The organism is Psychrosphaera aquimarina (assembly GCF_032461525.1).
GTDB lineage: Bacteria > Pseudomonadota > Gammaproteobacteria > Enterobacterales > Alteromonadaceae > Psychrosphaera > Psychrosphaera aquimarina.
This window is the reverse complement of record NZ_JAWCUA010000010.1, coordinates 420,734-434,234: the sequence shown is the minus strand read 5'-3', so window position 1 is coordinate 434,234 and position 13,501 is coordinate 420,734. Positions and strand designations below refer to the sequence as shown.

Annotated in this window: 12 protein-coding genes, 2 tRNA genes and 1 pseudogene; 11 read left to right on the top strand and 4 right to left on the bottom strand. The window is 38.7% G+C overall.

Annotation, left to right across the window (positions count from 1 at the left end; genetic code table 11):
* Positions 1-30 precede the first annotated feature (30 nt).
* From thiO to RT723_RS13880, 5 genes are read left to right on the top strand one after another with little or no spacing between them, the layout of a single operon-like run.
* The gene (gene thiO, locus RT723_RS13900) at positions 31-1,113 is read left to right on the top strand and encodes a glycine oxidase ThiO (protein WP_315947664.1); all 1,083 of its coding nucleotides are present in this window, start codon (positions 31-33) and stop codon (positions 1,111-1,113) included.
* The gene (gene thiS / locus RT723_RS13895; RefSeq protein ID WP_315947663.1) at positions 1,110-1,337 is read left to right on the top strand and encodes a sulfur carrier protein ThiS; all 228 of its coding nucleotides are present in this window, start codon (positions 1,110-1,112) and stop codon (positions 1,335-1,337) included. The genes thiO and thiS overlap by 4 nt, the downstream gene beginning before the upstream one ends.
* A gap of 2 nt (positions 1,338-1,339) precedes the next feature.
* Entirely contained in the window at positions 1,340-2,134 is a 795-nt protein-coding gene (locus tag RT723_RS13890; protein WP_315947662.1) for a thiazole synthase, read from the top strand.
* A gap of 12 nt (positions 2,135-2,146) precedes the next feature.
* Entirely contained in the window at positions 2,147-3,727 is a 1,581-nt protein-coding gene (gene thiE / locus RT723_RS13885) for a thiamine phosphate synthase (protein WP_315947661.1), read from the top strand.
* Positions 3,720-4,490 carry a HesA/MoeB/ThiF family protein gene (locus RT723_RS13880; RefSeq protein WP_315947660.1) on the top strand — a complete coding sequence of 257 codons (771 nt, stop codon included), beginning with the start codon at positions 3,720-3,722 and terminating at the stop codon, positions 4,488-4,490. The genes thiE and RT723_RS13880 overlap by 8 nt, the downstream gene beginning before the upstream one ends.
* 91 nt (positions 4,491-4,581) lie before the next feature.
* Here the strand turns inward: RT723_RS13880 and RT723_RS13875 are convergent.
* The 4 genes and pseudogenes from RT723_RS13875 to mutY all read right to left on the bottom strand — a co-directional run bounded on the left by RT723_RS13875 (position 4,582) and on the right by mutY (position 6,635).
* Positions 4,582-4,657 (bottom strand) — tRNA-Thr (locus RT723_RS13875).
* Positions 4,658-4,720: 63 nt separating this feature from the next.
* A tRNA-Phe gene (locus RT723_RS13870) sits at positions 4,721-4,796 on the bottom strand.
* Positions 4,797-5,213: 417 nt separating this feature from the next.
* Positions 5,214-5,482, bottom strand: a pseudogene (locus RT723_RS13865) (oxidative damage protection protein).
* Between the two features lie 49 nt (positions 5,483-5,531).
* A complete protein-coding gene (mutY, locus tag RT723_RS13860; RefSeq protein ID WP_315947659.1) occupies positions 5,532-6,635 on the bottom strand; it encodes an A/G-specific adenine glycosylase in 1,104 nt (367 codons plus the stop codon).
* A 200-nt stretch (positions 6,636-6,835) separates the two neighbouring features.
* Between mutY and trmB the strand changes: the two genes are divergently transcribed.
* The 6 genes from trmB (at position 6,836) to RT723_RS13830 (ending at position 13,501) form a co-directional block, all read left to right on the top strand.
* The gene (trmB, locus tag RT723_RS13855; protein WP_216056111.1) at positions 6,836-7,561 is read left to right on the top strand and encodes a tRNA (guanosine(46)-N7)-methyltransferase TrmB; all 726 of its coding nucleotides are present in this window, start codon (positions 6,836-6,838) and stop codon (positions 7,559-7,561) included.
* A 47-nt stretch (positions 7,562-7,608) separates the two neighbouring features.
* Positions 7,609-8,661, top strand: coding sequence for a methyltransferase (locus RT723_RS13850; protein WP_315947658.1), 1,053 nt, complete (start codon positions 7,609-7,611; stop codon positions 8,659-8,661).
* A 90-nt stretch (positions 8,662-8,751) separates the two neighbouring features.
* Positions 8,752-9,978 carry a glucose-1-phosphate adenylyltransferase gene (gene glgC / locus RT723_RS13845; protein WP_315947657.1) on the top strand — a complete coding sequence of 409 codons (1,227 nt, stop codon included), beginning with the start codon at positions 8,752-8,754 and terminating at the stop codon, positions 9,976-9,978.
* Between the two features lie 4 nt (positions 9,979-9,982).
* Entirely contained in the window at positions 9,983-11,425 is a 1,443-nt protein-coding gene (locus RT723_RS13840) for a glycogen synthase (protein ID WP_315947656.1), read from the top strand.
* A complete protein-coding gene (locus RT723_RS13835; protein WP_315947655.1) occupies positions 11,406-11,735 on the top strand; it encodes a hypothetical protein in 330 nt (109 codons plus the stop codon). Before RT723_RS13840 ends, RT723_RS13835 begins: the two co-directional genes overlap by 20 nt.
* Before the next feature lie 131 nt (positions 11,736-11,866).
* The gene (locus tag RT723_RS13830; RefSeq protein ID WP_315947654.1) at positions 11,867-13,501 is read left to right on the top strand and encodes a HAMP domain-containing sensor histidine kinase; all 1,635 of its coding nucleotides are present in this window, start codon (positions 11,867-11,869) and stop codon (positions 13,499-13,501) included.

The window sequence follows — 13,501 nt, the reverse complement described above, 5'->3', positions numbered from 1 at the left end:
TACAAAGTACATCAAGGAACGAAATACACAATGAATATTGCGGTAGTTGGAGCGGGGTTAATGGGTCGACTCACCGCCTTGTCTTTAACCAGACAAGGTTATCAGGTGAACCTGTTTGACAAGGACGACAAACAAGCCAAACAGAGTGCAGCTTATGCGGCGGGGGGATTATTAACGCCGCTGGGTGAGTCCATGAGTTGTGAACCTAACATTGTTAAAATGGGGATTGCGTCAATAACAATGTGGCCTGAATTACTGTCCACATTAGATGTTAATGTCTATTTTCAACAACGAGGGGCAATCATGGTAAGTCATGAGCAGGACAAAGGAGATCACCAACGTTTTGTTCAACATATCGCCCGTAACTATGCACAACATACCGTAACATCATTAAACAAACAGCAATTGTATTCGCTCGAACCCGAGTTAGCCCAACACTTTAACCAAGGTTTGTTTTTACCCGACGAAGGGCAAATTGATAACCGCATGTTATTAACAGCCTTACAACACCAACTCGAGTTGGAACAAGTTAATTGGGTAACCGAGGCTGAAGTAAGTCAAATAACCAACCAAACAACGCATTGCCAGTTAACGGTGAATGATCAAGTTCAACACTTTGATTTGGTTATTGATTGTCGAGGGACTGGGGCTAGAGCGAGTTTAGATCCAAACCATCAAGCTTTACCTCTTGACGATTTACGCGCCGTAAGAGGTGAATTGTTCCACTTGTATGCACCTGAGGTTAATTTAACTCGCCCCGTCAGATTAATGCATCCAAGGTATCAGCTTTATATTGCCCCTAAACCTAATCATGTTTATCTAGTCGGCGCGACCGAAATTGAAAGTGATGACTTATCGCCAATGACTGTGCGATCAGCAATGGAGTTACTCAGTGCAGCTTATAGTGTTCACTCGGGTTTTGCAGAAGCAAACATTCGTCAACACATCAGTCAATTAAGACCTGCATTTAGTGACAACCAACCACAGGTTTTGGTCAAACAACGTTTAATTCAAGTCAATGGTTTGTACCGCCACGGTTTTCTCATTTCCCCTGTGGTGCTGAAACAAGTGGAATTGGCTGTCGCACGATTAGACAAAAGAGAAATAATATGAAAATACATATAAACGGTGAACCGCTTAATTTACAACAAACCAATAACAAAGGCCTTGCTCCTAATATTACTGACGCGCTACGACAGTATTTATCACCAAAGCAGCAAGAAATGAGCTTTGCTTTGGCACTTAATAGTGATTTTGTTAATAAAAGCCAATATGCATCTACTCGACTAAACGATGGCGATTCAATTGATGTTTTATTCCCAATTCATGGAGGTTAATCATGAGTTTGACCATCTACGGTGAGCAACTTAACAGCCGACTGTTAATTGGTACTGCCTTGTATCCGTCGCCAGATATTATGAAACAAGCTATTTTGGCCAGCGGCTCTCAAGTGGTGACTTTGTCATTAAAACGCCAAAATCCGCAAGAACAATCAGGTCAGCAAATTTGGCAATATATACAAGACATAGTTAAACAAACTAACGGTTTTTTATTGCCAAATACAGCGGGCTGTAAAACCGCAAAAGAGGTTTATACCTTGGCCCAAATGAGCCGTGAATTGTTTCAAACTTCATGGTTAAAACTTGAAGTCATTGGCGATGATTATAACTTGCAACCTGATCCGTTTGAGCTGCTCAAAGCCACAGATATATTAATAAAAGCGGGTTTTAACGTATTACCTTACTGCACCGACGATTTAGTCTTGTGCCAACGTTTATACGATTTAGGCTGTGAAGTTATCATGCCCTGGGCATCACCAATAGGCACCGGCAAAGGGTTAATGAACCCTTACAATCTAGAAACTATCCGTACTCGGTTGCCTAACGCCACATTAATTTTAGATGCTGGTATAGGCAAGCCGTCAGACGCTTGTTTAGCCATGGAGATGGGCTACGACGGAATTCTATTGAATAGCGCAGTAGCACTAGCGGACGATCCGGTTTTAATGGCTCGCGCCTTTGCTAATTCCCTCAACTCTGGTGAACAAGCTTATCGAGCAGGCATCATGCAACCAAGACAAACCGCGCATCCTAGCACTCCTACATTAGACACGCCTTTTTGGCACCAAAATTAACAGGATAAACTAATGGAGCAAACAAATAATAAAGCCGTAGTTTGGACTATTGCCGGTAGCGATTGTTCAGGCGGTGCTGGGATTCAAGCGGATACAAAAACCATACATAATTTAGGAGCAGAAGTTTGCTCTGTCATCACCGCCGTTACCGCACAGAACTCATTTGGCGTGGAAGCGATTAATCCAATGCCAGAAGACGTGATCTTGTCGCAGATAAAAGCGTTAGAACAAGTGAAACCAGCAAGCGTTATTAAAATTGGCTTGTTAGCAAATAACCAACAAGTTGAATTGGTTGCCGCTCAGATCACTCGATTTAATCAAGAATGGACGACCAAACCCTATATCATTTACGACCCTGTCGCCGTTGCCTCAAACGGTGGAGACTTAACAGAAGATGACATATTACCAACAATCAAAGAGAGGTTATTGCCTTTAGTTGATTTGATAACTCCAAACGGAAAAGAACTACAAAAACTCACCGGTGTATTTGCTTTTTCATGGGATTGTTTGACAACGGCAGCACAAAAAATCCTCGCCCTAGGTGTCACTGCCACCATTATCAAAGGGGGGCATATTAAAATAGCGGACAATAAAAGTATCGATTTCTGTACCAACGGACAGCACAGTTATTGGTTAAGCAGCAATAGAATTAATACTGAAAACAGTCATGGCACAGGCTGTACTTTTGCCTCTGCGTTAGCGGCGTTAATTGCCCAAGGTTACGCGTTAAAAGATGCGTTTGTTATCGCTAAAGCTTATATAAACCAAGGACTAGACAAGGTTAAATCGCATCAACATTGCCAAGATGCCATTTGGCAAGGTGCTTGGCCTAATAACATTAACCATTACCCGGAGGTGTTGGTTAAAGGTTCAACATTAGCCACCGATATCGACTGGTTTGCAGAAACCTCACAGGGAGAAAGTAGTCACAAAGTAAATGACTTTGATTCAGGTTTTTCCAGCGTGGACATAAATAATTTTGGATTATATCCGGTCGTCGATTCATTAGATTGGTTAGAAAGGTTGTTAAAAACTGGCGTTAAACTTATCCAATACCGAGAGAAGAAATTAGTAGGCGATGACTTAGAACAATCTATTGTCAAAGCCATCGCCCTTGGCAACCAGTATAACGCCATGTTGTTTATTAATGATCATTGGCAACTTGCCATAAAACATAAAGCCTACGGTGTGCATTTAGGACAAGAAGATATTGAGCAAGCCGAGTTAACCAACATAAAACAGGCTGGCCTTCGTTTAGGTATTAGTACCCATGGCCATTATGAATTGTTGAAAATAAAACAATATAAACCGTCTTATCTTGCCATAGGTGCCATTTTCCCAACAAAAACTAAAGACATGACAGGCCAAATACAAGGTGTAAAAACCTTAACCGATTTAGTTAAATTAACGCCTGATATACCAACGGTCGCTATTGGCGGGATCTCATTAAATCGTGCAAGTGCAGTATTAACAAGCCAAGTAAATTCAATTGCGGTGGTCACGGCTATCACTGAAGCGCCGGATCCAGAATCTGTAATACAACAATTCCAACAACTCATTCAAACTAGAAAAAATCGAGAGCACCATGCCTGAACATCATTTAAACCCCGACATGCATTTGGATTATAAAGAATTTGTTCGTTACAACCGTCATGTCATGACCAATGGCATAGGGGAAGAAGGCCAGCTAGCAATCAAAAGTTCCCATGTTTTAATTATTGGTCTGGGCGGTTTAGGTTGCCCAGCCAGTCAATATTTAACGGCGTCCGGTGTGGGTACTATTACTTTAATTGATCATGACATCATTGAAAGCAGTAACTTACAACGACAAGTGTTATTCACAGAGCAAGACATAGGTGAGCAAAAAGTAGATATCGCCCAATTAAGATTACAAAGGTTAAACCCTTTAATTAAAGTCAATGGCATAACCAAATCGATATTAAATATAAACTTAAGCGAATTACTCAATGATGTCGACGTGGTCTTGGACTGCACTGATAATGCAACCACAAGGCATTTTATAAACGCAACCTGTGTAAAAAACAAAGTGAAATTAGTGTCAGCCTCCGCAATTCAAAGCCAAGGGCAATTGATCAGTTTTGACTTTGCCTCGCCTGACTCCCCTTGTTACCAATGTGTATTCCCAAGTGCAGATAACCAAGATTTGAACTGTTCAACCTCAGGTGTATTCAGTCCGGTATTAGGCGTGTTAGGTAGTCTTCAAGCGACAGAGGCTTTAAGATTAATTTTAGGCAAAACCAATAACTTAAATACCTTAAGTTTATTTGATGCCTGGGGAATGGCATTTAAGCGTTTTAAAGTCACTAAAGACCCTAAATGTATTTGTTGCCATTAACAATTTGTGGACTGTATTATTATGACAATTAGTATTTTAGTAGGGGGTAACTAAATGAGAAATATTTCTGAGGTATCTTTAATATAGAAAATGGTGCCGACTGCCGGAGTCGAACTGGCGACCTACTGATTACAAGTCAGTTGCTCTACCAACTGAGCTAAGTCGGCACATAATCTCTATACAAGAGCATTTTTCACAGCTGTTTCTTGAAAAGAAATGCTAGTAAAAAATGGTGCCTCGACCCGGAATCGAACCAGGGACACGAGGATTTTCAATCCTCTGCTCTACCGACTGAGCTATCGAGGCACATGACAATCATACTTGGTATATATGAATGTTTTAGTGCAATTAACTTTATTACAATTAATTGTAACCGGTGTTAATTATTACCAACTCAACAAGTGGTACCTTGTCGAGGGCGTGTATTAAACGGATTTTGGGTTTTCAAGTCAACCTATTTTTTACATATTTTTAACTAAACGAACAGTTTTTACACTAAATCGCATATTTAAGGTAAAAACAGAGGTTAACTATCAAACATTTACGCTGTATTGGATAGTTTAATGTTAAATCTCATTTTAAAATGAGTTTGTAAATAAGGCTTACCTTTAATGTTTTACTCATTTATTTTCATTAGCGATGAAGTAATGCCTTAGCTAATAAAAAATAACTAATAAAAAGCCAGCTTGCGCTGGCTTCTGTTTAGTTCTAATATCGTCAGGTTTATTTTTTAGGTACGTAGCCTTCTACGGTTACGTCTTTTCCTTCAAACAAAAAGCCTATCATCGCGTCTTCTAATAATTGACGGTCTTCTACTTTCAACATAGACAGCTTATGTTCGTTAATTAACATAACTTGTTTTTTTGCCATTCCGCCCACGCTTGTTTTGAAATGCCATTAAAAATTCGTGTGCCTACTTCACCTGGATACAATTGAAAATCCAACCCATCAGCGTCTTGTTTTAAATATTCGCAAAAAACCGTTCTAGCCATGATTTAATAACTTCTATAAATTTTAATTGGCAATATTGTAATCAAATTTTTAATAAGCACCAGCTTTCAATACGTTTAATAACTTTTCTGTCACTGCAGATTTGCCAATTTTAGACATTTCTTCTGCATCATCATTCAACAAATACCAAATATCATTACCGTCATTGATCACATTAGGTTTAGATTGGATTGGCAAGATCACAGGCTGAATATCCAAATGGTAATGGCTAAAAGTATGACGGAATAACAGAGCTTCATTAAATTCTAAATCGGTCACTGACAAGTCTAACGACTGTTCCTGAAGGTATAGTTCTAATTCAGCTAAATCAGAAAACTCTGGATAAGAATACAAACCGCCCCAAATGCCTGACTGAGGTCTTTGGTACATGTAAACTTGATGAGATTTATTTTCATGGCTTAGCAGTAACAACATATAAACAAACTTAACCGGTTTATCTTTTTTGGGTTTTGAATATGGAAAATCGGTAGTACGGTTTAATGCATACGCTCGACACTTAGTTTGTAACGGGCATTGTTCACATTTAGGTTTAGACCGAGTACAAATAATTGCCCCTAAGTCCATCATCACTTGATTAAAGTTATCAATACGCTTAACCGGCGAAAACTGCTCAGCAATTTGCCAAAGTTGATTTTCGACTGTTTTAATCCCAGGCCAACCTTCAACAGCCATAAAACGCGTTAATACGCGCTTAACATTTCCGTCTAAAATCGCATGATGTTGTCCCAACGATAACGACAATATAGCCCCTGCGGTGGAACGCCCTATTCCGGGTAAAGCCAACACTTGCTCAAACTCAGTGGGGAATTCACCGTTATAATCTTTTGCAATAATTTGCGCACTTTTATGTAAATTTCTGGCTCGGGCGTAATACCCTAACCCAGTCCACAAGTGCAACACTTCATCTTGTTTGGCATTGGCCAAATCGGACACTGTTGGAAACAAACTCATAAAACGTTCAAAATACGGAATAACCGTGGTTACTTGGGTTTGTTGCAGCATTATCTCTGAAACCCAAACCTTATAAGGCGTCACATCTTGCTGCCAAGGTAAGTGTTTTCTCCCCTTGTTGTCGTACCAAGTTAATACTGACTTTGAAAACCAAGTTGAGAGTTGTTTATTTACTGCAGACATTCAGACCTTTTTACACGTGAAAAGACAAACTTATCTACCGATGATATCAGACTCCTAAAACAAATCCTTTAAATTCAATCTCACCTTTCCTTGTACTTAAGATAGATAAAGCCATTGAGATGGATAAAGCGCTTGAGCCAAACCGCAGGGTGTAAGATAATGCCGCGGTTAATTGACTGAATATTTAGGTGACCATAAAAATGACTGAACAAAAACATACTTCTGTTGAACAAGCCAAGGCGGACGGTAAATACATTCGCACTATTAAAAGCTTTGTAAAACGTGAAGGTCGCCTAACAAAAGGTCAACAAGCCGCACTTGATGCACATTGGCCAACCATGGGGTTAGAGCATAAAAATGGACTAATCGATCCTAAAGCGCTTTTTAACAATGATGGTCAACTGGTATTAGAAATTGGTTTTGGTATGGGCGCCTCGTTAGTAGAAATGGCGAAAAACGCACCTGAAACCAACTTCATCGGCATTGAAGTTCATCTACCTGGTGTAGGTGCTTGTTTGTCCTCAGCAAATGAAGCTGAAGTAACAAATTTAAAAGTGTATGAGCACGACGCTATCGAAGTTTTACGTGACTGTGTGCCGGACGAAAGTTTAGATACCGTGCAATTATTTTTCCCAGACCCTTGGCACAAAACACGTCACCATAAACGTCGTATCGTACAACCCGCTTTTGTAGAATCATTACGTACTAAGTTGAAAATTGGCGGTGTATTTCATATGGCCACAGATTGGGAAAACTACGCTGAACATATGATAGAGGTCATGAACGCTGCGGATTGTTTTGAAAACATTGCAACCAATGGCGATTTTGTTGAACGTCCAGAACATAGGCCATTAACTAAATTTGAACAACGAGGTCATCGTTTAGGTCATGGCGTTTGGGACATCATGTTCAAACGGATCAAATAAGAATATCTGTTATACACAACGCCATTTAAGCAAAACAGTGAGTAAATATGTTATTTGCAGAGAACCAAGTTTTAGAACGTAATATTGAGCATTTACCTGCGGGCAATGTGTTGTTATTAGATTTAGTCAATGACAATGCCATTTCAGAGTTTAGTGTCCAACGTACAGACATTAATTGGTTTGGATACACGCCTTACTTTGATACGCACCAAATGCATAAAAAACACAATGTTTCCTTTGGGGCTTGGTTAACTCAAGAGCAAACGAACAATACAAAGTTTGATGCCGTTGTTATTTACTTTCCAAAAACAAAATTACGTTTTGATTACTATCTGTCTATGGTGTCAAAGCACCTAAATTCGGGTGCGGTAATTTACGTTGTAGGCGAGAAAAAAGGTGGCGTGAAAGGCTGTGCAAGAGTACTTGAAACTTATTGTAGCGACACCGCAAAACTAGATTCAGCACGCCACTGCATGTTGTTTGCTGCGAGTTATAATGACTATGTTTGTATTAAAACTCTGGATGACTGGTTTAGTAAAACAGACGTAACTATTGAAATTGACCAACAATCGGTTTCATTAAAACTCCTTGCTTTACCTGGCGTATTTAGTGCCAACACGTTAGATAATGGCACGCAGTTATTGTTAAATACAATAACTGAAGTAACAGGTCATGGCTTAGACTTTGGTTGTGGTTGTGGAGTGATAAGTGCCGCATTAGCAAAACGTTATGATTGTTCATTTACGGCGGTAGATGTTGATGCCTTAGCGGTTGCCAGTAGCAACAAGACCTTTGTTGAAAATGATGTAAAGGCCAACGCAATTAGTTCCAACGGACTATCGGCTATTATCAGTTCGGGTGATAAGTACAACTTCATTGTAACCAACCCACCTTTCCATACTGGTACAAAAACAGATTACACCATCACCGAACAACTGATCAGTCAAGCACTTAAATTACTTAAACGTAAATATCAATTTTGGATGGTAGCAAATTCATTTTTACCTTACCCAGAATTAATAAAGCGCCACTTAAAAGTAGTTGAAATAAAAAACAAAAATAAACGCTTTAACATTTATTACACAGGGACTAGTATCTGAGTAGAGTCTTACGCTAAGCAATTGGCGTGAGCCATCTACCTGCAGTAAGTCGTCGCAGGCAACTATTTATTTTTTGAAAAAGGATAAGTTATGCCAGGTGTAATTTCGTTAATTTTAGCCGGTGGGGAAGGAACCCGACTGTTTCCCCTAACTCAGAGTCGAAGTAAACCCGCCGTTCCTTTTGCTGGACAATATAGACTCATTGATTTTGTCCTCAATAACTTTGTAAATTCCGACCTATTAAAAATATTTATCCTCACCCAATTTAAATCTCAATCTCTTAATGTTCACTTGCGTCAAGCTTGGCATATGTCTGGTATCACTGATCGTTTTATTGATCCTGTCCCCGCTCAAATGAGAATGGGAAAACGTTGGTATGAAGGTACTGCAGACGCCATTTATCAAAACATGCGCATTATCCAGCTGCATGACCCTGATCATGTATGTGTATTTGGCAGCGACCATATTTATAAGATGGACGTTAGACAAATGGTCGACTTACATAAAAAGCGCAATGCCAAGTGTTCAGTCGCCGCGATTAAGGTGCCTATTGCCGAAGCCACTGAATTTGGCGTTATTGAAATTAATGAAGATTGGAAGATGACTGGCTTTGTGGAAAAGCCATTACATCCAACACCTATCCCTGGCGAGCCTGATTTTGCATTAGTAAGTATGGGCAACTATGTATTTGAAGCAGAAACTTTATATAAAGAGCTAGAACGTGATGCGAAAGTCACGGAAAGTAATCATGACTTTGGCAAAAATATCATTCCTAACCTTTGTAAAAACGGTGATGTTTTTGTGTATGATTTCACCCGAAATCAAATTGAAAAAGACAATGGCAATCAAATGTACTGGCGCGATGTAGGTACCATTGATAGTTATTGGAAAACCAATATGGAGCTGTTAGTAAAAGAACCTGAATTAGACTTATACAATCCTCGTTGGCCTATGCGTACTTATCACCCACCAATGCCTCCCGCGCAAATTAGGTCGTCCAGAGAAGGCAAAGAAAGTGTGATCAAAAATTGCGCTATTTCGGCCGGCTGTGAGATTTTTGGTGCGACCATAGATCACAGTGTTTTAGGTTACGACGTAAAAGTAAAAACCAACGCCGACATCTTTGAAACGGTACTAATGGGGCATAACCGTATTGGCAAAGGTGTTGTACTTAATAAATGTGTATTAGACAAACACGTACAAGTTGCAGATGATGTAAAAATTGGCATCAATCACGAACATGACCGAAAACGTGGATTTACGATTTCGCCAAATGGCATAACTGTCGTGCCACAAAATACCAAGGTAATTGAATAACAATATGAAAAACATTCTTTTTGCAGTTTCTGAAATTGAAGGCTTAGTGAAAACAGGGGGGTTAGCCGACGTCGCTAAAGCATTGCCATTAGCGCTCAATAAATTGGGTCATAATGCGAGAATTGTTATCCCTTATTATCAGCAAATAGCTAAAATATTACCAAAAGACAATGCGATAAAAAGTTACGCTTTCCCACTTAATTTAAATATCACATATCAAGTGAATGTGCATGTATTTGAGCACACTGGATTAACAATATACTGTGTAGATATTGCCACCTTGTTTGATCGTTCTGGCATTTATGGTGATGATTATCATGCATTTGAAGACAACGGTGAGCGTTTTTCCGTTTTCTCTATTGCCATACTGTACTTCTTTCAGCACTTTGCGACTCAATTATCATTCAGTCCGAATATCATCCACTGCAATGATTGGCACACCGCCTTAATTCCTATGTTATTTAAACATGATGATTATTGGAAACAGGCCAACTGCGATACTATTTTGACTATTCATAATGGCGCATTTCAAGGCATATTTAGCAAAAAATCAGTACCGTCTTTGATCAGTAAACTGGGGACCAGTCACCCCAATTATGAACACGATGTGGTTAACTTTTTAAAACTAGGCATTGTGTTTGCTGGCAGAGTTGTTGCGGTTAGCCCTAATTATGCCCAAGAGCTATTAACCGAACTAGGTTCACATCACTTGTTTGATATTTTCCAACAAGTGAAACATAAAACCAGCGGTATTCTAAATGGCTGTGATTATAAAGATTGGTCACCGGAGCAAGATCAATTAATTCATACCCCTTATGGGCCAAACAGTCTTGAGAAAAAATTAGAAAACAAAAAAGACCTGCAACAACAAGCCGGATTAACGATAGATGCTAATATTCCAATTGTGGCTCAAGTCTGCCGTCTGACGGATCAAAAGGGATTAGATTATTTAATTCCTGCTTTACGAGAGTTGGTTCAACATAAAGTTCAAATATTAATAGCTGGAACTGGCGACCCTATTTATGTAGATCAGCTTGAATTCTTAGCGCAAAAACACCCAGATAAGTTGCACTTTCATCATGGTTACAGTGAAAAATTAGCTCATAGTTATATGGCGGGTGCTGATTATTTCTTAGTTCCTTCTCTTTTTGAACCTTGTGGTTTAACACAAATGTACGCACTAGCTTATGGTACGTTGCCAATTGTGCGTGAAGTAGGTGGATTAAAAGATACGGTCATTGACTTGGCGTTTGATGATGCAACGGGGGTGGTATTTACACAACCTGATTGCTCCCATTTAATTGCGGCGATTAGACGCGGTTTATTATTTTATCGGGAATACCCAGAACGTTATAAAAACTTACAAGTTAGAGCTATGGATACCAAGTTTTTATGGCATGACAGTGCAAACCAATATTTGGAATTGTATGAAACCTTGCTTCGGTAAATTACTTACCATTATATTTGGATTTATGGTCAGCTTTTTCAGTTTACCTGCTTCAGCTGAACAACAAACGCTTCGTTGTTTGCAGTCACCATCTCGTGTGGCTGCTTGTCCTAACATGATCTATCGGTCTGTATTGGATGACGTAACGCAGAAAAATAAAATGATCTGTTTTTGTAAACGAGACTTTGATTTGTTATTCAACAAAGATGTGACCAAACAACAAGCGATATTAAATAAGATGGAATTAAAACAAATCACAGCTGAAACGGGTTTAACCAAACTGCAATTGATAAAAATGGTAAGCCGTTAAATTCATTCTAATAAATGCCGACTATCTGGGGAGAATTTATTGCATAACACCTAAACACAGGTTAAGTTTATTGTTAGTCAAAAATTTATTGGCATTTCCCTTGACCAAATTGTTATTAAAGAAGAGTTGGTGTGGCAAAATTTAAGTCAAACGTATCTCTAAAAGCATCAATTACAACAGCACTTGTATCTATAAGTCTATTGTCATTGCTGTTTTCAATTCTATCGACCACTTTATACAGTAATGATAAAAACAGTGCTGATGCCACACGTTTTATTAAAACCATTGCTAATATCATTACATTTAATGCACAACTGCCACTCTCATTTAATCAACGTAATGGGCTTAACGATTTTTTAACTACCTTACAAAAGATAGATGAAGTCAGTAATATCCATGTGTATCGTGTTAATGAAGAAACTAAAAATTTAGAATATTTTGTTAGTTTTAATCAAAAAGGTGTTCCCCCTATTTCACCTCAGTTCGATAAAATCAAACAATTATCTAATGCCGTATTTACCGACAATGTAGTGGAATATGGCGTACCAGTATTAGATCCATCGACTTCAAAACATATTGGTTTTGTTTATTTAAGAATGCAATTAGCCAGTTACAACGACAATTTTTTAAGCTTAGCCACTTATAATATTGCCGTGGGTATACTTATTTCCTTTATCGCCTTTTTTACATCCTTGATACTCAGAAGACGTATTCTGTCCCCGATCAATACCTTTATAAAAGATATTAAAGATCTTAGTTACAACAAAAACTTTAATACTCAAGTAAGTAGCCCACAACTGACAGAGATGGTGCCGTTAGCTAATTCTGTTAACGCTATGCTGACCCGAATCTATAAACAAATTAATAAATACACAGACGCAGAAAAAGAGATCACCGAATTAAACCAAAACTTGGAAGAAAAGGTGGTAATGCGTACTCAAGCGTTGCGAGACTCGAATCAAGAATTGTTAGACGCCCTAGAGCAAGTTCATCAATATCAATCACAAGTTATTCAGTCTGAAAAAATGGCCTCGTTAGGACAAATGGTTGCCGGTGTTGCCCATGAAGTTAACACGCCTATTGGCTTAGGTGTAACAGCTTCAACTATGATGTCAGATAGAATTGATGACATGAAGTCAGAGCTTGAATCTAAAACACTAAGTGCAAAAAAGTTAGGTAAATTTTTAGATGAGAGTAAAGAAAACACACAGATCATTTATCGTAATTTAAGCAGAGCGGCAGACTTAATCAGCTCCTTTAAACAAGTTGCGGTTGACCAAACTGCAGATACGATTAGGCATGTTAAATTTAATGAATTTTTACACGAAATCGTTATGTCACTGCATCCAACATTAAAAAAATCCAAACACCAAGTTATTATCAATTGTGATGAATCTTTAGAAGCCGATACAAAGCCGGGTCCTATTAATCAGATTATTATCAATTTGATTATGAATGCCATTATCCACGGTTTTGAGAAGATGGAAGCGGGTGTAATTAACATTTCAGTAACTCTTACCCGTAATCAATGCCAAATTAAGCTGACCGATAATGGCAAAGGCATAGAAGAGAAAATAAAACAAAAGATTTTTGATCCTTTTGTGACGACCAAACGTGGCGAAGGTGGTTCGGGCTTAGGTATGCACTTGGTTTATAACCTAGTCACTCAAGCGTTAAACGGCAGTATTGAAGTTGAAAGTGAATTAGGCCATGGCGCAAATTTCACAATCCAATTTCCAGTCAACAATATATATGTACAGAATTAA

Coding starts and splice junctions, on each gene's coding strand:
- thiO (WP_315947664.1), top strand. CDS start 31: ATGAATATTGCGGTAGTTGGAGCGGGGTTAATGGGTCGACTCACCGCC.
- thiS (WP_315947663.1), top strand. CDS start 1,110: ATGAAAATACATATAAACGGTGAACCGCTTAATTTACAACAAACCAAT.
- RT723_RS13890 (WP_315947662.1), top strand. CDS start 1,340: ATGAGTTTGACCATCTACGGTGAGCAACTTAACAGCCGACTGTTAATT.
- thiE (WP_315947661.1), top strand. CDS start 2,147: ATGGAGCAAACAAATAATAAAGCCGTAGTTTGGACTATTGCCGGTAGC.
- RT723_RS13880 (WP_315947660.1), top strand. CDS start 3,720: ATGCCTGAACATCATTTAAACCCCGACATGCATTTGGATTATAAAGAA.
- mutY (WP_315947659.1), bottom strand. CDS start 6,635: ATGTCTGCAGTAAATAAACAACTCTCAACTTGGTTTTCAAAGTCAGTA.
- trmB (WP_216056111.1), top strand. CDS start 6,836: ATGACTGAACAAAAACATACTTCTGTTGAACAAGCCAAGGCGGACGGT.
- RT723_RS13850 (WP_315947658.1), top strand. CDS start 7,609: ATGTTATTTGCAGAGAACCAAGTTTTAGAACGTAATATTGAGCATTTA.
- glgC (WP_315947657.1), top strand. CDS start 8,752: ATGCCAGGTGTAATTTCGTTAATTTTAGCCGGTGGGGAAGGAACCCGA.
- RT723_RS13840 (WP_315947656.1), top strand. CDS start 9,983: ATGAAAAACATTCTTTTTGCAGTTTCTGAAATTGAAGGCTTAGTGAAA.
- RT723_RS13835 (WP_315947655.1), top strand. CDS start 11,406: ATGAAACCTTGCTTCGGTAAATTACTTACCATTATATTTGGATTTATG.